We start from the raw sequence: 21,261 nt of genomic DNA on the forward strand, positions 1-21,261 counted from the left end.
CATTTCAGGGCGTTTTTGCCTGTACAGGGAGGCGGCATGACAGAGACGGCGAGCGGTCCGGCACGAGGTTCCCGAGCGAAGGGCACCAAAGTCACCAAGGGACTGCGTATCGAGCGCATTCACACCACTCCCGGCGTGCACCCGTACGACGAGGTGGCGTGGGAGCGTCGTGACGTCGTCATGACCAACTGGCGCGACGGCTCGGTCAATTTCGAGCAGCGTGGCGTCGAGTTCCCCGACTTCTGGTCGTTGAACGCGGTCAACATCGTCACCAGCAAGTACTTCCGCGGTGCCGTCGGCACCCCGCAGCGCGAGACCGGCCTCAAGCAGCTGATCGACCGCATCGTGAAGACGTACCGGAAGGCCGGAGAGGACTACAAGTACTTCTCCTCGCCCGCCGACGCCGAGATCTTCGAGCACGAGCTGGCGTACGCCCTCCTGCACCAGATCTTCAGCTTCAACAGCCCCGTCTGGTTCAACGTCGGGACCCCGCAGCCCCAGCAGGTCTCCGCCTGCTTCATCCTGTCCGTCGACGACTCCATGGAGTCGATCCTCGACTGGTACAAGGAAGAGGGCATGATCTTCAAGGGCGGCTCCGGCGCCGGCCTGAACCTCTCCCGGATCCGTTCCTCCAAGGAACTGCTCTCCTCGGGCGGAAACGCCTCGGGTCCGGTCTCCTTCATGCGCGGTGCCGACGCCTCCGCAGGAACGATCAAGTCGGGTGGCGCCACGCGCCGCGCCGCCAAGATGGTCATCCTCGACGTCGACCACCCCGACATCGAGGGCTTCATCGAGACCAAGGTGAAGGAAGAGGAGAAGATCCGCGCCCTGCGTGACGCGGGCTTCGACATGGACCTGGGCGGCGACGACATCACGTCCGTCCAGTACCAGAACGCCAACAACTCGGTCCGTGTGAACGACACGTTCATGAAGGCGGTCGAGGAGGGCGGCAAGTTCGGCCTGACGTCCCGTATGACCGGCGAGGTCATCGAGGAGGTCGACGCCAAGTCGCTCTTCCGCAAGATGGCCGAGGCGGCCTGGGCCTGTGCCGACCCCGGCATTCAGTACGACGACACGATCAACGCCTGGCACACCTGCCCGGAGTCCGGCCGTATCAACGGCTCGAACCCGTGCAGCGAGTACATGCACCTGGACAACACGTCCTGCAACCTCGCCTCGCTGAACCTGATGAAGTTCCTCAAGGACGACGGCAAGGGCAACCAGTCCTTCGAGGTCGAGCGCTTCGCCAAGGTCGTCGAGCTTGTCATCACCGCGATGGACATCTCCATCTGCTTCGCGGACTTCCCGACGCAGAAGATCGGTGAGAACACGCGCGCGTTCCGCCAGCTCGGCATCGGCTACGCCAACCTCGGCGCCCTGCTGATGGCGACCGGCCACGCGTACGACTCGGACGGCGGCCGCGCCCTCGCCGGCGCCATCACCTCCCTGATGACCGGCACGTCCTACCGGCGCTCCGCCGAACTCGCCGCGGTCGTCGGCGCGTACGACGGCTACGCCCGCAACGCGCAGCCGCACCTGCGTGTCATGAAGCAGCACTCCGACGAGAACGGGAAGGCCGTCCGCGTGGACGACCTGGACACGCCGGTCTGGGCCGCCGCCACGGAGGCCTGGCAGGATGTGCTCCGCCTCGGTGAGAAGAACGGTTTCCGTAACTCTCAGGCGTCCGTGATCGCCCCGACCGGCACCATCGGTCTCGCGATGTCCTGCGACACCACAGGCCTTGAGCCCGACCTCGCTCTGGTCAAGTTCAAGAAGCTGGTCGGCGGCGGCTCCATGCAGATCGTCAACGGCACGGTCCCGCAGGCCCTGCGCCGCCTGGGCTACCAGGAGGAGCAGATCGAGGCGATCGTCGCCCACATCGCCGACAACGGCAATGTGATCGACGCCCCGAGCCTCAAACACGAGCACTACGAGGTCTTCGACTGCGCCATGGGCGAGCGTTCCATCTCCGCGATGGGCCACGTCCGCATGATGGCCGCGATCCAGCCCTGGATCTCCGGCGCGCTCTCCAAGACGGTCAACCTGCCGGAGACGGCGACCGTCGAGGACGTCGAAGAGGTCTACTTCGAGGCGTGGAAGATGGGCGTCAAGGCGCTCGCCATCTACCGCGACAACTGCAAGGTCGGCCAGCCCCTCTCCGCGAAGACCAAGGAGAAGGAGAAGGCCGAGGTCACCGCCAAGGCCGAGGAGACCATCCGTACCGCGGTCGAGAAGGTCGTCGAGTACCGCCCGGTCCGCAAGCGCCTCCCCAAGGGGCGTCCCGGCATCACCACCTCCTTCACGGTGGGCGGCGCCGAGGGCTACATGACCGCCAACTCCTACCCGGACGACGGTCTCGGCGAGGTCTTCCTGAAGATGTCCAAGCAGGGCTCGACCCTCGCGGGCATGATGGACGCCTTCTCCATCGCCGTCTCGGTGGGTCTGCAGTACGGCGTGCCGCTGGAGACGTACGTCTCGAAGTTCACCAACATGCGCTTCGAGCCGGCCGGCATGACGGACGACCCGGATGTGCGGATGGCGCAGTCGATCGTCGACTACATCTTCCGCCGCCTGGCGCTGGACTTCCTGCCCTTCGAGACGCGTTCCGCGCTCGGCATCCACTCCGCGGAAGAGCGCCAGCGCCACCTGGAGACGGGCTCGTACGAGTCTTCCGAGGACGAGGTCGACGTCGAGGGCCTGGCCCAGTCGGCGCCGCGCCCGACCGACCTGAAGGCCGTCGCCACGCCGAAGGCTGAGGTCGAGGTGGCCAAGCCCGCCCCGCTGCAGGCCCACACCAGCGCCGAACTGGTGGAGATGCAGCTGGGCATCCAGGCCGACGCCCCGCTGTGCTTCTCCTGCGGTACGAAGATGCAGCGGGCCGGCTCCTGCTACATCTGTGAGGGCTGCGGCTCGACCAGCGGCTGCAGCTGACGCCGGGCGGGGGCTGCGTCCCCGCCTGACAGGCAGAGCCTGATTTAAGGGGCGCCGACCATGGGTCGGCGCCCCTTACGCGTTCATGAGCGGTCAGGACTGGTGCGCTGCGCCCATGGTCCTTGTGAAGGTCGCTGGGTCGTCCTCGAACCCCTGGAAGGCGGGTTGGAAGTTCCACCCGCCGGACGGGTCACGGGTGAACTCCGCGACGGTGGCCGCCGTGGAGCCGAGCACGCCCCCGAAATCGTCCTCGGCCAGAACGGTGTAGCCCTCGCGGATGCGGATCCCCGGGTTGAGGACGCTGACGAAGGTCCGCTGGGCCGTACGCTGCTGGATGACGACGCCGACCATCACGCGCGCGTACCGATTGTCGAGCCGGTCGAGTTCGAGCGTCATGACCTCGTCCCAGCCGAAGCCCTTGCCGTCCTTGCTGTCCCGGTTCAGATAGATGGTGCCGTCGGGGGAGCGGCTGTCGAAGTACACGACGTAGGCGGGAGCGCCGTGCGGATCGGCAGCGGTGTATGTCGCGGCGACGATGTCCAGGTCGACGGGCGGTTGCCCCGTAGGGCTCGGGTCCCACTTCAGTGCGACCTCGACTTTGCGGATCCCCTTGTTGATGCCGTTCACCAGGCTCCCCTTCCCCGTGTGCCCCGTGCCTCAACTGCCCGACAGTCGAGGCTGGTTGTCCATCGTGCCACGCGAGCGGGGGCGCTTGCGCGGGTTGTCTCCGCCGGAGCGTGACCGGGGCCACGCTCCGTGGCCTTACGATGGCGCGGTGCTGGTCAAGTGGATTCGCTGCACCGTGGTGGACCGCCGCGGTTTCGAGCGGGGGCAGCGAAAGTGGGCGGGGCTTCTGGGGGAGCCTGGATTTCGGGGACAGGGTGGAGGGTGGAGCCGGGGGCGTACTTCAGTGGCACACATTTTCGCCTTCTGGGAGAGCCGCGCCTTCTACGACTCCTTCATGGCCCGTTCCCACGACCGGCTGGCGACGGCCCAGGCGGGGACTTTCAAGGATCCCCAGGTCAAACTGTTCGACTACCGCTTCGACGTGAAGACGGGATTCGAACCGCGTTTCACCGACGCCGACTTGCTGCGCGTGGCACTCTGCCGCGTCCATGAGGAGCGCGCGGAGCACTTCACGCTCATGCAGGAGAAGGTCTGGAACCCCGCGATGGCCGGATCCCCCGGCATGATCCGCGGTCTGTTGGGCGAGGCACCGGGACACGAGTTCCTGATCCTGTCGATGTGGCACTCGGCCGCCGAGCACGGCAAGTACCGCACCGAGCGCGTGGAGCGGCTCGCCCTGCGTGCCCAGACGGAGACGGACGTGGCGGCTCTCTCGGGAGACATCGTCCAGCTGGAACCGACGTGGACGGTTTGATTTCTGGACGCGTGAGTAGTGGGTCTGGTGTGGCTCATGGTGCAGGATCTGTGTGACCTACGCCGTATGGAGCCCGTACGAGTGCTCGATCTGGCCTCACCCGATCTAGGGTTTTGGCATGGCACGACCACGGCGCATCGTCCTTGTCCGGCACGGCGAGTCAACCGGCAATGTTGATGACACCGTGTACGAGCGTGAACCCGACCACGCACTGCCGCTGACCGAACGTGGCTGGCGGCAGGCGGAGGAGCGGGGTAAGCAGTTGCGGGAGGTGTTCGGCCGGGAGCGCATCAGTGTGTACGTCTCTCCATATCGCCGTACGCACGAGACGTTCCGCGCCTTTCACCTCGACCCCGACCTCGTGCGGGTACGTGAGGAGCCCCGGCTGCGCGAACAGGACTGGGGCAATTGGCAGGACCGCGACGACGTACGACTCCAGAAGGCGTACCGGGACGCGTACGGGCACTTCTTCTACCGCTTCGCGCAGGGTGAGTCCGGCGCCGATGTGTACGACCGGGTCGGCGGCTTCCTGGAGAGCCTGTACCGCAGCTTCGAGGCGCCCGACCACCCGCCCAATGTGCTCCTGGTGACCCACGGCCTGGCCATGCGGCTGTTCTGTATGCGCTGGTTCCACTGGACCGTCGCGGAATTCGAGTCGCTGTCGAATCCGGGGAACGCCGAGATGCGGATGCTCGTTCTCGGAGACGACGGCAAGTACTCGCTTGACCGGCCGTTCGACCGATGGCGAGATCCGGAACCGTTCGGGATCACCGGCTAGAGTGGCAGAGCGATGACCGCTGATTCCTCTCCCGAAGGGCGCCTGGACCGCGCCCTGGCCAGCCTGCGTGGACTGGCGGTGGGGGACGCGCTGGGCTCCCAGTTCTTCGTGCCGGAGAACTATCCGCTCCTCAAACTGGGCAAGCTCCCGCCCGCACCATGGCAGTGGACGGACGACACGGAAATGGCCTGTTCCGTGGTCGCTGTCCTGGCCGCCCACCATCGCATCGACCAGGACGCGCTGGCCCATTCCTTCGCGGAGCACCACGACTTCGACCGGGGTTACGGCCCCGCGGTCAACCGTCTGCTGCGGCTGGTCAGGGAAGGGGGCGACTGGCGTGAGATGGCCGCCAACCTGTTCAACGGACAGGGGTCCTGGGGAAACGGCGCCGCGATGCGGATCGCTCCTCTGGGCGCCTGGTACGCGGACGATCCGGAGCAGGCGACGCACCAGGCGGAGATCTCCGCCTACCCCACCCACCAGCACCGTGAGGCCGTGGTCGGCGCCATGGCCGTCGCCGCGGCCGCCTCCCTGGCCGCGGCACCCGGTGGCCCGCCCAGCGCCGAGGGGCTCCTGGACGGAGTCATCGCCCTGGTCCCCAAGAGTGCGGTCGGCGCCGGTCTGCGGCGCGCCCGGGACATGCTCGACTACGCCGACGCGGCCACCGTCGCGGCTGTACTGGGCTCCGGGCGGCGCACCACGGCCCACGACACGGTGCCCTTCGCGCTCTGGTCGGCCGCACGCTCCCTCGGTCATTACGAGCAGGCGTTCTGGGCGACCGCACAGGTCGGCGGCGACGTCGACACGACCTGCGCCATCGTCGGCGGGGTGATCGCCTCCGGGAAGGCCGGGACACCGCCGACCGAGTGGGCGGAGCAGTCCGAGGCGCTGCCGGAGTGGGTGCCGGCGTCGGCGTAGCCCGCCCAGGGATCCGGTTTCGAAACTCTCTGTGCATGACGGGAACTCTGCGTGACCGCACGCTCGTTGTGGTGGCAAATGCTGCGGGACGTATGGGTCCCTGCCCACAGGTGATGCGTGAGAGCCACAGGGGGTGGTCATGGAGTTGCCGGCGATGTTGGTCGCGCTGCTTTGTCTGGCCGCTGCCGTGCGGATGACCGGATCGCGGCCCTCGCCGTCGATCCCCCGGACCGGATCCGGTCATCCGCGGCCCTGTGCGGGCCCGGCCGGATCAGCCGGACGCCATTGGACCCGCCGTCCCGGCGAGGGCTTCCAGGTCGCTCTTGCGGACCCGGATCACGAACCAGGCGGTGGCGAGGGCGAGTACGGCCATCGCGGCCGCCGGGATGAAGGCCGCGGAGATGCCCTGGGCGAGCACCTCGTGCCCCCATGGCGCGGGCAGCTGATGTGTCTTGGCGAACTCCGCCTTCTGTTCCGCCGAACCGTCGGTGAGGAACTGCGGCAGCTGCTTCTCGGCCTCGTCCTTGCTGGCCGTTCCGAACACCGTCGTCAGGATGGACAGACCGAGCGAACCGCCGACCTGCTGTGTGGCGTTGAGCAGTCCGGACGCCGCACCCGCCTCGTGCGGGGCGACACCGGAGACCGCGGTGACCGTCACGGTCACGAAGTTCAGGCCCATGCCGAAGGCGAACAACACCATCGGGCCGAGTACCCCGCCGACGTAGGAGCTGTCGGGGCTGATGAAGGTCTGCCACACGAGCCCGATCACCACGAAGGTGGAGCCGACGAGCATGAACGGCCTGGGTCCGAGGGCCGGCAGGAACCGTTGCGACAGACCCGCGCCGATCGCGATCGCGACTGTCACCGGCAGGAAGGCGAGACCGGCCTGGATCGGGCTGTAGCCCAGCACGTTCTGCACGAACAGCACGATGTAGAAGAACATCCCGAACATCGCGGCGGCCAGGCTCAGCATGATCACGTACGTGCCGGAGCGGTTGCGGTCGGCGAACATCTTGAGCGGGGTGATGGGATCCTTGGCCCGCATCTCGGTGAACACGAAGGCCAGCAACAGGACCACGGCCGCGCCGAAGGACCCGAGGGCCAGACTGTCCCTCCAGCCTTCCTCCGCCGCACGGATGAAGCCGTACACCAGGGACGCCATACCCGCCGTGGAAGTGAGCGCGCCCGCGATGTCGAAGCGCCCGGGGTGCCGCTCGGACTCGCTGATGTAGAGCGGGGTGAGCACGGCGATCAGTACACCGATCGGTACGTTCACAAAGAGCACCCAGCGCCAGTCGAGCCACTCGGTCAGCATGCCGCCGGCCAGCAGACCGATGGCTCCACCGCCCGCGGAGACCGCCGCGAAGACGCCGAACGCCCGGTTCCGTTCCGGGCCTTCGGGGAACGTGGTGGTGATGAGCGCCAGCGATGTGGGCGACGCGATCGCGCCACCCACGCCCTGCAGAGCGCGTGCGGCCAGCAACTGCCAGGGTTCCTGGGCGAGCCCGCCGAGCAGCGAGGCGAAGGTGAACAGCAGGATGCCGGTCAGGAATACCCGGCGGCGGCCGAGGATGTCACCTGCCCTGGCGCCGAGAAGGAGCAGGCCGCCGAAGGTGAGCGTGTAGGCGCTGACGACCCACGTGAGGTCGGTGGTGCTGAACTTGAGAGCGTCTTGAATGTGCGGGAGGGCGATGTTCACAATCGTCGCGTCGAGTACCACCATGAGTTGGCAGGCCGCGATGACGGTGAGCGCGATGCCGGGATGCCCCTCCCGGCGGGCCGCACCCGGCTTCTGGTCTTGAGTCAACTGAGAGGTTGTCACTATGGGTCCCCCACAAGTGCGTTAGTGAACGCTCGCGTTCACTGTCGCGTCAACCGTAGTGAGTCCCAGACAGTGAACGCAAGCGTTCACTTAAGTCCGCCGTCGCGTGGCGTGTCCCCCGTCGCTGCCGCGTGACGCCTCCCCTTCCCCGGAATCCCCGCTTCCTCTGTCCGCTGGAGACACTCAGATGGATACCTCGCGCTGGACGGCCGCCCCCGCTCAGGCGGCCTCCCTCCGTCGGCGCGGCGCCGTGCTCGAACGAGCGATCCTCGACGCCGCGTTGGAACAGCTCAGTACGGTCGGCTGGAACGGCCTCACGATGGAAGGTGTCGCCGCCGGCGCCCAGACCGGCAAGGCTGCGGTCTACCGGCGCTGGCCGTCCAAGGAGGACCTCGTCGCGGACGCGCTGCAGGCCGGACTGCCCTGCTTCGACGAGGCGCCCGACCTGGGGAGCGTGCGCGAGGATCTGCTGGAGCTGTGCCGGCAGGTACGGGAGGCGATGTTCTCGCGTCCCGGTTTCGCGCTGCGTTCGGTCATTCACGAATGCGACAACATCCAGGCGGAGCGCTTCCATGCGGTGATCTTCGAGGGTGTGGTGGGGCCAACCATCAAGCTCCTTCGTGAGGTCATCGGCCGAGGAATCAAGAGGGGCGAGGTGCGACCGGACGCGGCGAACGGCTATGTCATCGACGCCATTCCGGCGATGATGATGTACCGCTCAAAGATGTGCGCAAGCGAATGGTCTGATCCTGATCTTGAGGAGATGATCGACCAGTTGATGGTTCCGCTGCTGCGGCCCAGCGGTGCCTGAAGCGGGGTCGCGGGGGGCTTGAGGGCGCTCGGGGAAACCGGGGTGTCGCAGGGGGTTCCGGGCGGCGTAGGCTAAGGGCGCCATGCCGTACGAACCACCTACTCACACCGTCGAGCGCTCCCTCCGCGCCACGACCGGAGCGAAGGTCATTGCCGGTGTCGACGAGGTGGGGCGAGGCGCTTGGGCCGGCCCCGTCACCGTCTGCGCGGCGGTCACCGGACTGCGCCGAGCTCCCGAAGGCCTCACCGACTCCAAACTCCTCAGCGTCAAGCGGCGTACCGACCTTGCCGAGATACTGCGGAAGTGGGTGACGTCGTACGCCCTCGGGCATGCCTCCCCGGAGGAGATCGACGACCTTGGGATGACCGCGGCGCTGCGCCTTGCGGCGGTCCGTGCCCTGGAGGCCTTGCCGGTTCGCCCGGACGCGGTCATCCTCGACGGGAAGCACGACTACCTGGGGTCGCCCTGGCGAGTGCGAACGGTGATCAAGGGTGACCAGTCGTGCGTGGCCGTCGCGGCGGCTTCGGTGATCGCCAAGGTTCAGCGCGACAAAATGATGGCCGAACTGGGTATCGACCATGCAGACTTCGGTTTTGCGGCCAACGCCGGGTATCCGTCCCCCGTGCACAAGGCCGCACTGGAGGAGCGGGGCCCCACCCCGTACCACCGGTTGTCGTGGGCGTATCTTGATGCGCTGCCCCAGTGGCGGCACCTCAAGAAGGCCCGCAGCTGGGCGGATGGAAGCGTTCCGGAGATCGAGGGTCAGCTCGGCTTCGACTTCTGACGGTTCCGCTCGCACTGATGTGCCACCCGCTGGCGCGAGCCGTACCAACGTTTGATAAACATCAGCTCATGCCTCTCCTTCCCGAGGAGCCTCAGATTCACGAGAGTGCCCAGGGTCCCCGCGCCACTCCGGCCAGCGGCCGTATCGCGCCGACCCCCCGCCCCGTACCCGGCCCCCGCCCCGCGGCTCCGTCGCGTCCCGGTCGGCCCGGCCCCCTTCGGCCGACGCCGCCGCTGCAACGCACCGCGCGTGACGCGGGACCGGCCAAACCCGGGCCGTCCGGCCCGGCCGCCCCTACCGCCTCCGCTCCGGCGCCGGCGACCCCGCAGATCCAGTTGATCCCGGCCTCGGTCGAGGGTGCGCTCGATGCCGCGGAGGAAGCTGTCGACCTGCTCCTCGAGTCGGGGCGCGCTCCGGGTGACGTGCTGGTGATCACCACCGGCGAACCGCACCCGTGGGCCGCCCACGAGCTGTCCTTCGGGGAAGCCTCCTACTGGGCACAGCACGACTCGGGCGACGACGTCTTCTACACCGACGCCGCCGTCGCGGGCCGAGCCGCCTCCCGTCCCGTTGTCGTGGTCGCCGTCAACGGCGGTCCTGACGCCGTTGCCGCCGCCACACTGCCCCTGGCCCTCGGCCGGGCCGGCGCCCTGTTGATCGTCTGCGGCGACCCGCAGCAGATCAACTCGGTGCTGGGTGCGGGCGTCTGAGCCGGTTCCGGTACGACCGGGGCGACCCGGGGGTGACGAGGGCGCCGTTTCGGCGGCACCTGCACGGTGGCGGGTTCGGCGCGCGCCGATGAGCCGGACATCCGGCGGACGCGTGCCCTTGTATCCGTGTCCGCTTACCGGGCCCGGGAGTGTGTGCCGACATCGCCCGGGATGAAGCGCCGTGCGGCAGTCCCTGCGTTCGCAGGGCTGCCCTGGCCGTCGTACGGACTCGTCCGGTGGGCCGTATCCCTAACTTCCGCATGTGAGGGTCGGGCCGTCGGCGGGCCGGAGTGCCCCGATGGTGTCCCTCAGCGGGCCGCCACGCGGCGCAGGACGTCTGATGCGGCACCGCCGGTGCGTGGCGGCGGAGGCGGTGCCTCGGACAGGGCGAAGGGCTCCGGTGACGAGTCCGCGCTGGGGCGGCGTCCGCCGCGGCCCTCGCCCAGCACCTGCCACCCGTCGCGGGTCAGCGTGATGTAGGCCCCGCAGCGCAGCCCGTGCAGCGTGCAGGCGTCACGCAGGCCCCACATCCACGCGCCGTCCTCCTCCGTCCAACGGGCGTCTCCGTCGCGGCAGTAGAGCAGCACGGCGGTGCGTACCGGGCTACGGCGGCGCAGGTCGTGCGGGATGACACGGCGGAGTTGGGCGAGCAGTGCGTTGCGGAACATCCAGCCGTCGGCCAGGGCCGGGCGGCGGATGAACGAGGCGCTCGCGCACAGTCGTTCGTCCGGATCGAGAACGGCCACGATCGCGGTCGCCGGCCCGGGCCGGTGCCGGGAGTGGAGCCCGCTGACGACTTCCCGTGGGTTGCGCAGCAGAGGGATTCCGGCGGCAGCCCACTCCGCCGGTTCGAGCATGCGGGCCAGGGGGTTGGCGGATGCGGCGGACAGGTGGGCAGACGTCGACGTGGACGCCGCGGGGGACGGAGCGAATCCGAAGGTCACGGTCCTCCCTTCGGCTACGCGCCCACACTGCGGGCGGGGTCGGATTCGGGGGAGCGCACACCGCAGCGGAGCCCTACCGGACCACGGACGAGCCGTGCGGGGAGCGGACCTCAATTCTTGCTGTCGAACTGGGATGCGGCAACGAGCAATTGGGGCCACCGACCGATATCTGGTGGTGTGTGGCTTATATCCCTACCCAGTGCGTCATCCCATGACGCGTGAGGTCACCGTGCACGACACGTTCGTACTCCTGTGACGTCTGAATGGTCCAGAGGTGCGCGGTCCCGGGTGCCGCTCGGCACGGTTCCGGTCGAGCTGTCCGAAGCGGCACGCGCACGCGTGGGGGGCACGATTCGGTGCCTTCACGCGTGATCAGCCCTGCACGGCCAGGACGAGAGGCAACACCGCCGGTGCACCTGCGCGGCGGAGCATGCGGGTCGCGACCGCGAGGGTCCAGCCGGTATCCGTCCAGTCGTCCACGAGGAGTACGGGACCCTGCGCGGCGCTCAGCGCCTCCTCCAGGTCCGGTGGCACGACAAGGGTCTCCTGCAGCGAGCGGAGCCGTTGGGCGCTGTTGGAGCGCGGCAGGCTGTGGCCGTCGGCGGACGCGTACCCGATCGAGCCGAGTACGGGGAGGCGACCTACCCGGGCGACGCTCTCCGCGAGGGACTGCACAAGGCGGTGCCTGCGACGCGAGGGAAGCGTCACGATCCCGACGGGCCGGGCCGGTGCGTCCGGCTCCTGGGAAGCCCAGCCGTCGCGGCTCCTGGCCCATTCGGTGAGCACCTTGACCATGGCCTGTACGACGTCGTCGGGAGCGGGTCCGTCCGCTGTCTGGTCTGCGAGCAGCGGGCGCAGCCGGTTTCCCCAGCCGATGTCCGACAGCCGCCCGAGTGCGCGCCCCGTGAGGGCCTGCTCGCCCTGCGGGATGCGGCCCTTGAGCTCGATGCCCAGGGCGGGCATCCCGGTGGGCCACATCCGGCGCGGCTCGACCGGGATACCCGCTCGGCCCAGTTCCCCCCGGGCCGCGTCGAGCGCCTCACCGGAGACCTCGGCGGCGAAGCGGGATCCCGCGCAGTTGTCGCAGCGTCCGCAAGGCGCGGCCGTCTCGTCGTCCAGCTGGCGTTGGAGGAACTCCATCCGGCAGCCGGTCGTGGCCGCGTACTCGCGCATGGCCTGCTGTTCCTGCTCGCGCTGGCGGGCGACCCACGCATAACGCTCGGTGTCGTACGTCCAGGGGCGACCGGTGGAGATCCAGCCGCCCTTGACCCGCTTGACCGCGCCGTCGACGTCGAGGACCTTGAGCATCGACTCGAGCCGGGAGCGGCGAAGTTCGACCAGGGGTTCGAGAGCGGGCACGGACAGAGGGCGGTCCGCCCTGGCCAGGACATCAAGGGTGCGGCGGACCAACTCCTCGGGCGGGAAGGCCAGTGAGGCGAAGTAGGACCAGATAGCGGGGTCTTCCTTGCCAGGCAACAACAGGACTTCGGCATGCTCGACGCCGCGGCCGGCTCGGCCCACCTGCTGGTAATAGGCGATGGGAGAGGAAGGGGAGCCGAGATGGACGACGAAGCCGAGGTCGGGTTTGTCGAAGCCCATGCCCAGAGCCGACGTGGCGACAAGGGCCTTGACCTTGTTGGCGAGAAGGTCCTCCTCGGCCTGCTGGCGCTCCGCGTTCTCGGTCTGCCCGGTGTAGGCGGTGACCGCGAATCCGCGTGACTGGAGGAACGCGGTGACTTCCTGGGCGGCGGCGACGGTGAGGGTGTAGATGATGCCCGAGCCGGGCAGTTCCGGCAGCCGGTCCGCGAGCCAGGCGAGCCGCTGCGCGGCGTCCGGGAGCTGTAGCGCGCCGAGGCTCAGGCTCTCGCGGTTCAGCGGGCCGCGCAGGACCAGCGCGTCTCCCTCGCCTCCCGTACCGAGCTGTTCGGCCACGTCGGCCGTCACGCGCGCGTTGGCCGTCGCGGTGGTCGCCAGGACGGGCACGCCCGACGGCAGGTCGGCGAGCATGGTGCGCAGCCGGCGGTAGTCGGGGCGGAAGTCGTGCCCCCAGTCGGAGATGCAGTGAGCTTCGTCGACGACCAACAGCCCGGTGGCGGCGGCGAGTGCGGGCAGGACGTTGTCGCGGAAGTCGGGGTTGTTGAGGCGCTCGGGGCTGACCAGCAGCACATCGACCTTGCTGTCGGCCACCTCCGCCTGGATCTGCTCCCATTCCTCGGGGTTGGCGGAGTTGATCGTCCGGGCGTGGATACCGGCGCGTGCCGCGGCCTCGACCTGGTTGCGCATGAGCGCCAGCAGCGGAGAGACGATCACGGTTGGCCCGCCGCCCGCGTTCCTCAGCAGTGCGGTGGCGACGAAGTACACGGCCGATTTGCCCCAGCCGGTGCGCTGGACGACCAGAGCACGACGCTTCTCCTGCACCAGCGCCTTCACCGCCAGCCACTGGTCTTCTCGCAGTCTGGCCCGGCCGGTGGGATCTCCGACCAGGCGTACGAGGATCTTGTCGGCGGCGTCTCGCAGGTCGGCTGTGCTCGCGTGCTCCATGCGTCCAAAGTGTCACACCGGACGGGGCGCCCCGACGGGAGAGTTGCCCGGCCGGTGTTCGTGACGCTCCGATCCGAGGGTGGGTGACGTGTCCCTGATCGGACTTATCCACAGGGGCAAGCGGGATTTCGTGATCCGCGAGATCGTCAGCGCATGACGAATCACAGCGAAACGACTGGATCCTTCGAAAACGGCGACATCTCAGGGCGTGCCGGGCATGAAGCGCACGACGGGCCTGGTCCGTACGGCGAGCCCACGGGACACGAGGAGTACGTCGCCGGCACCGAGTACGAAGAGTGCGGCGGGCCCGGAGAGCGGGACCGGCATGACGGACCTGGTGCGCATCGTGGGCACGACGAGCGTACGGAATCCGCGGAACACGTCGACCGCATCGCGTACGACGGTCACCGCGGCGAACATCAGGTCACCCTGCGCACCCCTGCCGAACTAGCCGACGCCCTGCCGTATCTGCTCGGGTACCGCCCCGAGGACAGCATCGTCCTGGTCGCACTGCACGACAGGGACGGACACGGCCGGTTCGGCGGCCGGGCCCGGCTGGGCATTCCCGCGGGCGCGGACGACTGGGCGTCCGTGGCCAGGCAGTTGGCCCACGGGCTGGTGACCGGCAGCGAGCGCAGAGGAGGCAAGCCCGAGCAGATGGTCGCCTACCTCTGCCAGGAACCGGGCAAAGGCGAGTCGGGCCGCCAGGTCATGGAGCGGCTGCGGCCGCTGGCCCACAAACTGCGCCTGGAGTGCGGTTCGCTCGACGTGCCCGTCATCGAGGCGCTGTGCATCTCGGACGGCCGCTTCTGGTCGTACTGCTGCGGCGGCGGGGGATGCTGTCCGCCCGAAGGAGTGCCGATGGGCCTGCCCGGCACCTCCGTGCTCGCCGCCGCTGCCACCTACGCCGGCCTCCAAGTGCGGGGCACCCTGCGTGAATTGCGGGCCCGGTTGCTTCCCTGGGAGACCGCTGCCGCTCTGCAACAGGAAGTCGCCCTGGACGCGGCCGGTATGGCTCTGGTCCCCAGGATTCTCGACGACGCGAGCCGCGCGAGCGTGGCGGAACAGACGCTGGAACTGGCCGAGCGGATCATGGGCCGCTTCGCCGCGGCACCGCCCGTGTCCGGCACGCTCACGGCGGATCTCCGCGACGACGAACTGCTCGCACACGACGAGGCGGCCACGCTGATTCTCGGTTTGCAGGACCGCACGACCCGCGACCGTGCCGCCGAGTGGATGGAAGGCGACGCGGCCGGCCCCGCACTCCGTCTCTGGCGGGCCCTGTCACGCCGCTGCGTCGGGCCGTACGGCGAACATGCGGCGGCGCCGCTCACCCTCGTCGGCTGGGTCGCCTGGTCCACCGGCGACGACCTTGAGGCCCGGGAGGCGCTTGCCATGGCGCTGGGTGCGGACCCCGACTATCTCTTCGCCCGCCTCCTGCACCAGGCCTGCAACGAGGGCCTGGACCCGGAGTCGATCCGCCGGTGCCTGCGTGCGGAACGGGACGGCCGAGAGCAAACGGTGGACGACGGCACAGAGGACGCCGCTGTACCGCAGTCCGAGGCGGAGCCGACATCCCCGGCTGCGGACACCGGCTCCCGCCGTCGCCGCCGCGTGCGTTCCACAGCGGGTGGAGACGCTCGCAAACGCCGCTCGGGCGCGGAAGGCCGCCGGCCCGGGGCGGACGGCACACGCCCTCGCGGATCCCGCCCGGGTGGAGCGAGGACCGGCGATACACGTCGAAACGCTGTGGGGCAGGGAGGCGCGGGCGGTCGAGGTTCGTGCTCGGGAGGCGCGCGCCCGGGGAGCAAGGGCGCGGAGGGGGACGGGTGAGCGATGAGGGGTGGGCAGAGCGACGGCGGTCGGCACCGCTTCTGTGGCAGGCATCGGGTGGTTGGCGGGTGGCGACGGGCGGGCGGTGGCTCATGTCGGGTAGCTGGCGGGCAGTGATCGGCGGGTTGTGGTCGGCGTTAAGTGGTCGGCAGGTGGCCGCTGGGGGGCTCTGGTCGGGGCCGGGCACACGGCCACCGACGTCAGGAGCGCGGTCTGGGCGAGCCTTACCTCCACAGCGCGGCCATTCGGTCGGCTTCCGTGGCCCCGGGCGTGACCCGGGGGAACCCCGCCCCGTTCACCTGAGTGGCGGAACGGCTGGACGGGTCGTGCCGCCGCACCGCCCTCCCTGTCCCTCCGGAGCTCCTCAACCGGCGCCACACGTCAGCGGCGTACCGGGCGCAGAAGAAGCCGCCCATGCATCAGCCGACTCCGCCCTCCGCCGCCGACACGTCTTCCGTGAACCGGTCCGCCCCATCCCTCCGGGGAGCCGACCTGTCGCCACTCACGGGCCGGGCCTGTTCTTCGCCCCCGTCGATCGACGGGACTCGCCGCTCCTCCCCGGCCCCGCCGCACAGCTCCGCGTCCCTCGGCCCGCCCCCGGCACTCCGCCGCTCAGTCGACCTGCCTCCCACGCACACCGCCATGATCTGCGTCGCGCTCCCGGGCCTTGCGATTTCCACGGAGCAGGGACAGCTGACCGGACAAGGACTGGAGGGGTTCTACCGCGCGGGCCGGCGCGTGCTCTCCCGCTGCCAGGTCCGTGTGGCCGGGCGCGAACCGCTTGCCGTCCAGGCGAGGATGACGGCAGCCGACAGCGTGCGCTTCGTCGGGACCCTGCGCGCGTCCCCAGGCGCGGGACCGGATCCGGATGTCGTCGTCGAGCGGATCCGTCACGCGGACGGCAGGGAGCGGATCACCCTGCACTCCGCCGCTCTCCGTCCACTGCGTGTGCCGGTCGAGGTGGCTCTCGGCACGGACCTGGCCGAACTGGGTGCGATCGCCTCAGGCAATGCCGGACCCGACTTGCCGGCCAGCGTGCACGACTCCGGCCTGCGCTGGTCCTGCGCGGCCGGAAACTCCTCGGTCACGGCCGAACCGCCGCCCACCGACGCGCTGGCCTCGGCGGGACTCCTGCGCTGGGAGTTCGAACTCGCTCCGGGCAGCAGCACGAGCGTGGAACTGCGGGTGTGCCCGGACGGATCCGGGCCGCTGCGGGCCGCGGGCCGCGCGGCGACGAGCCCCCTCGCGCCGGTACGGGCGGCGGGCGACGATCCCCGGGTCCAGGCGTTCCTGCGGACAAGCGTCGAGGACCTCAGGGCCCTGCTGCTGCGCGACCCGGCGCGCCCCACCGACACCCACCTCGCGGCAGGGGTGCCCTGGCGCTGTGGCGTGGCCCCGGCCGAGGCCCTCGCAGCCGCCAGGATGACGCTTCCGCTGGGCACCGGGCTCGCTGCGGGCACGCTGCGCACCCTTGCCCGAGCCCAACTCGCGGGCCCGGGACCGCAGTCCGGCATGATCCCTGGGCCGCGACGGGACGCGGGCGCGCACCTGCCGCCGGGTTGCACGGGTGCGGAGGCTACGCTGCTGTTCCCCGTGCTCCTGGCAGAGGCCCGCCGCTGGGGCCTTCCGGAACACGAGACGGAGGAGCTGCTGCCGACGGCCGAGCGCTGTCTGGCGTGGCTGCGGGCCACGGCGGGCGACGGTACATATCTGTGCGATCCGCACCCCGGCGGCCCTGTCCGCTGCGAGACGCAGGCGCATGCCCATCGTGCGGCCGTGCTCGGCGCCGATCTCCTCGACACCTACGGCAGGCCGGGTGGCAGCGGGCTGCGCCAGTGGGCGCAGGAACTGCGGGCCGCGTTCCGGGAGGATTTCTGGATCGAGGACCGGGGTGGTGGTCGGCCGGCGGCTGCCCGTGCCCCGGACGGGCACCTACTGCCCCACCTCGGCTCGGCTGCCGTCCATCTCCTCGACACCGGTCTGCTGGGTGGGGGAGAGCACGCGCCCGGGCTCCTCGACAAGGTGCAGACCGAGCAACTCGCCCGGCTGCTCGGCGGTGCGGCCATGGACTCCGGCTGGGGACTGCGTGGGCTGGGCGCGAAGGAAAGGGGCTACAACCCGTTCGGCCATCGCGGCGGCGCGGTACGGGTCCAGGAGACCGCGGTCGCTGTGGCGGGCCTGGCCGCCGCCGACTACGAGAAAGAGGCGAGCTCGCTGCTGCGAGGAGTACTGGCAGCAGCGGACACCTTCGGTCACCGGCTGCCCGACATGTACGCGGGGGAGCAGCGCACGGACGGGAGCGCTCCCCTTCCCCATCCTGCGGCCTGCCGCCCGGCGGCCACGACGTCGGCGGCGGGGGTGCTGCTGCTGACCACGATCGTGGGAATCCGCCCCGATGCCCCAGCCGGGACGATCACAATGCGCCCCATGCGCAGCGCCCCCCTGGGTGAGATCGGCCTGACCGGACTCCGGGTCGCGGGCGCACCCTTCTCCGTCCGGGTCAGCCGGCTCGGCCTCGCGATGGTCGAGGAGGCGGCCGACGGACTGCAACTGGGAGTGTGACCACGGATGAAGCGGCGCCGGACGACGCCGGGGGACCAGCTGGTAGATCTCATGACACGGCATCGCGCGATGCCCTGGGACGGACCATGAGCCTCATACCGGACCGAATTGGATCAGCCACCTGTGCGGCCGACGAAGGGAGTGTTTATCGTCAGGCAGACGACTATGATCGCCGCATGCCCTACGACCCGTCAGCCTTTCCGCCCTTCGCCGTCACCGTGGACCTGGTCGTGCTGACCGTGCGCCGCCATGCCCTGTGCGCGCTGGCGGTCCGCAGGGGCGAGGCACCGTTCCAGGGGCGATGGGCGCTCCCCGGCGGCTTCGTACGGGCCGACGAGGATCTGTCACAGGCCGCGGCACGCGAGCTGGCCGAGGAGACCGGGCTGCAAGCGCACGACCCTTCCGTCCCCGTGCACGACAACGGTGCCCATCTGGAACAGCTCGCGACCTACGGCGACCCCAAGCGCGACCCTCGGATGCGCGTGGTCAGCGTCGCCCACCTTGCCCTCGCTCCCGACCTGCCGGCACCCCGGGCGGGCGGCGATGCCAGCAACGCGCGCTGGGCGCCCGTGGAGGAGTTGTTGCAGCAGGGTGGATACGGCCGTGACGGCGAACCGGTGGCGCCACTGGCCTTCGATCACGCCCAGATCGTGGCGGACGGGGTCGAGCGCGCCCGCTCCAAGATCGAGTACTCTTCGCTCGCCACGGCGTTCTGTCCCACCGAGTTCACCGTCGGCGAGCTGCGCCGGGTCTATGAGGCGGTGTGGGGCGTGGCGCTCGACCCGCGCAACTTCCACCGCAAGGTGACCGGGACACCGGGCTTCCTCGTCCCCACCGGCGGTACGACCACACGCCAGGGCGGCCGGCCCGCCCAGCTCTTCCGCGCGGGCGGCGCCACTCTGCTCAACCCCCCGATGCTGCGCCCGGAGGTATGACGCCGGGCCGGGGACTCGGTGAAGCACCGCGCTCACGAATCCAGCAGTGAACCGGGCTCGGGACCGAAGAGCGAACACGGGTCCGACCGGGCCGATCACGGCCTCCGGAACGGCCCTTGTGGTGCCCGAAAAACCGGACATAGCGCGCTATCTTGCTTTGGGTGATCCAGGCCTTCGGACTGACCAGCAACCCGCGCAAGCGGCTTCCGCCCGCCGTGGACGACGTCTCCTTCGAGGCGCGCGCGGGTCGCGTCACCGCGCTGCTCGGAGCGTCGGGCGCAGGCAAGACGACGCTGCTCAGACTCATGCTCGAACTTCAACAGGGCCGTGGACTCACCTACTTCAGAGGCCGCCCACTGCACCGCATCGCTCATCCGTCACGCGAAGTCGGCGTGCTCCTGGGCGACGTGCCAGGTCATCCGGGTCGTACGGTCCGTGGCCACCTGCGCATGCTGTGCGCCGCCGCGGGTGTCCCGGTCCGACGGGCCGACGAAGTCCTTGAAGTCGTCGGGCTCGTCAGTCTCCGCGACGAACGCCTCGGCACCCTCTCGCGCGGCGTGGACCGCCGCCTCGGCCTGGCCTGTGCCCTGCTGTCCGACCCGCACACTCTCGTCCTCGACGATCCCGCCGACGGGCTCTCCGCCCGTGAAAGCCGTTGGCTGCACGAGACGCTGCGGACGCATGCAACTCAGGGCGGCACGGTCCTGATCACCACGACCGACCCCAAGGAAGCCGCACGCACGGCCGACCGGATCGTCACTCTGGAACAGGGCAGACTCGCCGCCGACCTGGATGCCGCGGACTTCTCCCGTACCCGACTCCGCCCCCGAGTCGCCGTCCGCAGCCCGCACGCGGCCCGTCTTGAAGCCCTGCTCACCAAGGAGGCCCGCACCGCACATCGCTCCGTCGAAGTCGTACGGGAGAACGGCAACCGGCTCTCCGTCTACGGCAGTACATGCGCCGACGTCGGCGAGACGGCGTTCCGTCACGGCATTCTCGTACACCAACTCGCCGACGAGATCGGGGACATGGGGCCCGGTGCGGAGGCGACGCCCCCGGAACACTTGGCCACCCCGCAGCCCCCGGCCGACGAGTTCCCCGGGCCGGACATGCCGCAGGCATCCGATGCGCCCGTTGACGCCTCGCAGGAAGCCGCAGCCACGCCACAGGCACTCACCGACTCCCCACGCGCACTCGCCGACGGCTCGGGCCCCTCCACGGCATCGCGCCCGTCGGCCTCGGCCGTTCCGTACGCGCCCGACACCGCACGAACCTCGATGACCCGCCCCCACGAGCCACCCGGCACACACTCCTCGGCAGGCGCCGCGCGTCCCGCCCGAGCCCGCACGCTCGACGCCCTGCCCGCTCTCCCACCCCCCGTCTCCGTCCGCCCGGCCCCCAGCCCACTCCGTCCGCTCCGCTACGAAATCCGCCGTGCCGCCGGAGTCGGCACCGGGTTTCTCACCGGGGCCGCCGTGCTCGTCGTGTCCGCCCTCGCCGCCGTACTCCTGGCCCGTATCGGCCACACCCCACAGCCGCGCCTGCTGGCCGCGTGGCCGCAGGAACTGCCGCTGCCGCCCGCGGCGCTCGGCGCCGGGCTGCTCGGGGCTTTCGCCTTCGGTGACGAGTTCCGCCACCCCGCCCTGGCGGCCGACCGCGGCACCGTCCCCCGCAGACTGGGGCTGCTCGTCGCCAAACTCCTCGTCGCCGGCGCCACCGCGCTGGTCCTGGCCGTCCTGACCGTGGGCTGCGACGCCGAATTGCTCTATCTCGTCTACGGACGGGAGCTCGCGCAAGTTCCCACGGACTGGCTGTCGCTGAGCGCGAGTTGGATCGGCCTCGTGGTCGGGTGTTCCTGGGCGGGCGTGCTGGCCGCGGGTGTCTTCCGGTCCACCACGGCCGGGCTGGCCGCGGTGGTCGCCGTACCGATCCTCGTCGTACCCCTCGTGCACAAGGTCCTGGACGGGCCGTCAGTGCGGACTGCGGTCGGGTTTCCGGAGCGCGCGCGGGAGGTGTTCCTGATGCAGTGGCCGTTCGGGGGAGAGCGCTATCTGGCAGCCGCGGCGCGGGTGGTCGCCCAACCCGTGGGCGGTGCACTGACGTTGTCGCTGGCCGCTCTGCTCTGTGCGTATCTGCTCACGACCCTGCGAAGAAGGGTCCTATGACGACCGTCGGAGCCCTTACCTTTCCGCGCTGCGCACAACTCCCCGGAGAAAGCCCATTTCTTTCCGATAAGGCGTCAATTGCGACGGGGTGAGCGATCACCCTTTCGTGTGCTTTTCACCAAAGACCTCAAGGGAGTTGAGGACAG

Annotated in this window: 15 protein-coding genes; 11 read left to right on the plus strand and 4 right to left on the minus strand. The window is 69.8% G+C overall.

What is annotated here, in order from left to right; translation table 11 throughout:
• Nucleotides 1-36 precede the first annotated feature (36 nt).
• Nucleotides 37-2,931 carry a vitamin B12-dependent ribonucleotide reductase gene (locus AC5DRG_RS38700; RefSeq protein ID WP_491804433.1) on the plus strand — a complete coding sequence of 965 codons (2,895 nt, stop codon included), beginning with the start codon at nucleotides 37-39 and terminating at the stop codon, nucleotides 2,929-2,931.
• 93 nt (nucleotides 2,932-3,024) lie between these two features.
• Here AC5DRG_RS38700 and AC5DRG_RS38705 read toward each other — a convergent pair whose 3' ends face one another.
• Complete coding sequence (locus AC5DRG_RS38705) at nucleotides 3,025-3,558, minus strand: TerD family protein (RefSeq protein WP_491804434.1); 534 nt, start codon at nucleotides 3,556-3,558, stop codon at nucleotides 3,025-3,027.
• 148 nt (nucleotides 3,559-3,706) lie between these two features.
• Here AC5DRG_RS38705 and AC5DRG_RS38710 point away from each other — a divergent pair, with 148 nt between their 5' ends.
• The 3 genes from AC5DRG_RS38710 to AC5DRG_RS38720 all read left to right on the plus strand — a co-directional run bounded on the left by AC5DRG_RS38710 (nucleotide 3,707) and on the right by AC5DRG_RS38720 (nucleotide 6,008).
• Nucleotides 3,707-4,312 carry a YdbC family protein gene (locus AC5DRG_RS38710; protein WP_491804435.1) on the plus strand — a complete coding sequence of 202 codons (606 nt, stop codon included), beginning with the start codon at nucleotides 3,707-3,709 and terminating at the stop codon, nucleotides 4,310-4,312.
• Between the two features lie 118 nt (nucleotides 4,313-4,430).
• Entirely contained in the window at nucleotides 4,431-5,090 is a 660-nt protein-coding gene (locus AC5DRG_RS38715; RefSeq protein ID WP_491804436.1) for a histidine phosphatase family protein, read from the plus strand.
• Between the two features lie 12 nt (nucleotides 5,091-5,102).
• Nucleotides 5,103-6,008 (plus strand): ADP-ribosylglycohydrolase family protein, encoded by a 906-nt coding sequence (locus AC5DRG_RS38720; RefSeq protein ID WP_491804437.1) that lies wholly within the window; start codon nucleotides 5,103-5,105, stop codon nucleotides 6,006-6,008.
• Nucleotides 6,009-6,279: 271 nt separating this feature from the next.
• On the opposite strand, the gene AC5DRG_RS38725 is transcribed toward AC5DRG_RS38720, so the two are convergent.
• Nucleotides 6,280-7,830 carry an MFS transporter gene (locus AC5DRG_RS38725; RefSeq protein ID WP_491804439.1) on the minus strand — a complete coding sequence of 517 codons (1,551 nt, stop codon included), beginning with the start codon at nucleotides 7,828-7,830 and terminating at the stop codon, nucleotides 6,280-6,282.
• Between the two features lie 187 nt (nucleotides 7,831-8,017).
• Here AC5DRG_RS38725 and AC5DRG_RS38730 point away from each other — a divergent pair, with 187 nt between their 5' ends.
• From AC5DRG_RS38730 to AC5DRG_RS38740, 3 genes are all read left to right on the plus strand, one after another.
• The gene (locus AC5DRG_RS38730; protein WP_491804440.1) at nucleotides 8,018-8,641 is read left to right on the plus strand and encodes a TetR/AcrR family transcriptional regulator; all 624 of its coding nucleotides are present in this window, start codon (nucleotides 8,018-8,020) and stop codon (nucleotides 8,639-8,641) included.
• Nucleotides 8,642-8,723: 82 nt separating this feature from the next.
• Nucleotides 8,724-9,425 (plus strand): ribonuclease HII, encoded by a 702-nt coding sequence (gene rnhB / locus AC5DRG_RS38735; protein WP_491804441.1) that lies wholly within the window; start codon nucleotides 8,724-8,726, stop codon nucleotides 9,423-9,425.
• Nucleotides 9,426-9,493: 68 nt separating this feature from the next.
• Complete coding sequence (locus tag AC5DRG_RS38740) at nucleotides 9,494-10,135, plus strand: hypothetical protein (RefSeq protein ID WP_491804443.1); 642 nt, start codon at nucleotides 9,494-9,496, stop codon at nucleotides 10,133-10,135.
• 308 nt (nucleotides 10,136-10,443) lie between these two features.
• On the opposite strand, the gene AC5DRG_RS38745 is transcribed toward AC5DRG_RS38740, so the two are convergent.
• Nucleotides 10,444-11,079 carry a hypothetical protein gene (locus tag AC5DRG_RS38745; protein WP_491804444.1) on the minus strand — a complete coding sequence of 212 codons (636 nt, stop codon included), beginning with the start codon at nucleotides 11,077-11,079 and terminating at the stop codon, nucleotides 10,444-10,446.
• A 372-nt stretch (nucleotides 11,080-11,451) separates the two neighbouring features.
• Complete coding sequence (locus AC5DRG_RS38750) at nucleotides 11,452-13,620, minus strand: RecQ family ATP-dependent DNA helicase (RefSeq protein WP_491804445.1); 2,169 nt, start codon at nucleotides 13,618-13,620, stop codon at nucleotides 11,452-11,454.
• Nucleotides 13,621-13,773: 153 nt separating this feature from the next.
• Between AC5DRG_RS38750 and AC5DRG_RS38755 the strand changes: the two genes are divergently transcribed.
• The 4 genes from AC5DRG_RS38755 (at nucleotide 13,774) to AC5DRG_RS38770 (ending at nucleotide 21,115) form a co-directional block, all read left to right on the plus strand.
• Nucleotides 13,774-15,453 (plus strand): DUF4192 domain-containing protein, encoded by a 1,680-nt coding sequence (locus AC5DRG_RS38755; protein WP_491804447.1) that lies wholly within the window; start codon nucleotides 13,774-13,776, stop codon nucleotides 15,451-15,453.
• 642 nt (nucleotides 15,454-16,095) lie between these two features.
• Complete coding sequence (locus AC5DRG_RS38760; RefSeq protein ID WP_491804448.1) at nucleotides 16,096-18,015, plus strand: glycogen debranching N-terminal domain-containing protein; 1,920 nt, start codon at nucleotides 16,096-16,098, stop codon at nucleotides 18,013-18,015.
• A 176-nt stretch (nucleotides 18,016-18,191) separates the two neighbouring features.
• On the plus strand, nucleotides 18,192-18,950 hold the full coding sequence (locus tag AC5DRG_RS38765; RefSeq protein ID WP_491804449.1) for an NUDIX hydrolase: 759 nt from the start codon (nucleotides 18,192-18,194) through the stop codon (nucleotides 18,948-18,950).
• 161 nt (nucleotides 18,951-19,111) lie between these two features.
• On the plus strand, nucleotides 19,112-21,115 hold the full coding sequence (locus AC5DRG_RS38770) for an ABC transporter ATP-binding protein (RefSeq protein WP_491804451.1): 2,004 nt from the start codon (nucleotides 19,112-19,114) through the stop codon (nucleotides 21,113-21,115).
• The last annotated feature ends 146 nt before the right edge of the window (nucleotides 21,116-21,261 follow it).

It is taken from the genome of Streptomyces sp. JLBG701 (genome assembly GCF_058544905.1).

Bases quoted from the DNA above. Each gene is read 5' to 3' on its own strand.
- AC5DRG_RS38750 (WP_491804445.1), bottom strand. From the start codon at position 13,620: ATGGAGCACGCGAGCACAGCCGACCTGCGAGACGCCGCCGACAAGATC.
- AC5DRG_RS38755 (WP_491804447.1), top strand. From the start codon at position 13,774: ATGACGAATCACAGCGAAACGACTGGATCCTTCGAAAACGGCGACATC.
- AC5DRG_RS38740 (WP_491804443.1), top strand. From the start codon at position 9,494: ATGCCTCTCCTTCCCGAGGAGCCTCAGATTCACGAGAGTGCCCAGGGT.
- rnhB (WP_491804441.1), top strand. From the start codon at position 8,724: ATGCCGTACGAACCACCTACTCACACCGTCGAGCGCTCCCTCCGCGCC.
- AC5DRG_RS38700 (WP_491804433.1), top strand. From the start codon at position 37: ATGACAGAGACGGCGAGCGGTCCGGCACGAGGTTCCCGAGCGAAGGGC.
- AC5DRG_RS38765 (WP_491804449.1), top strand. From the start codon at position 18,192: ATGCCCTACGACCCGTCAGCCTTTCCGCCCTTCGCCGTCACCGTGGAC.
- AC5DRG_RS38715 (WP_491804436.1), top strand. From the start codon at position 4,431: ATGGCACGACCACGGCGCATCGTCCTTGTCCGGCACGGCGAGTCAACC.
- AC5DRG_RS38730 (WP_491804440.1), top strand. From the start codon at position 8,018: ATGGATACCTCGCGCTGGACGGCCGCCCCCGCTCAGGCGGCCTCCCTC.
- AC5DRG_RS38760 (WP_491804448.1), top strand. From the start codon at position 16,096: ATGATCTGCGTCGCGCTCCCGGGCCTTGCGATTTCCACGGAGCAGGGA.
- AC5DRG_RS38720 (WP_491804437.1), top strand. From the start codon at position 5,103: ATGACCGCTGATTCCTCTCCCGAAGGGCGCCTGGACCGCGCCCTGGCC.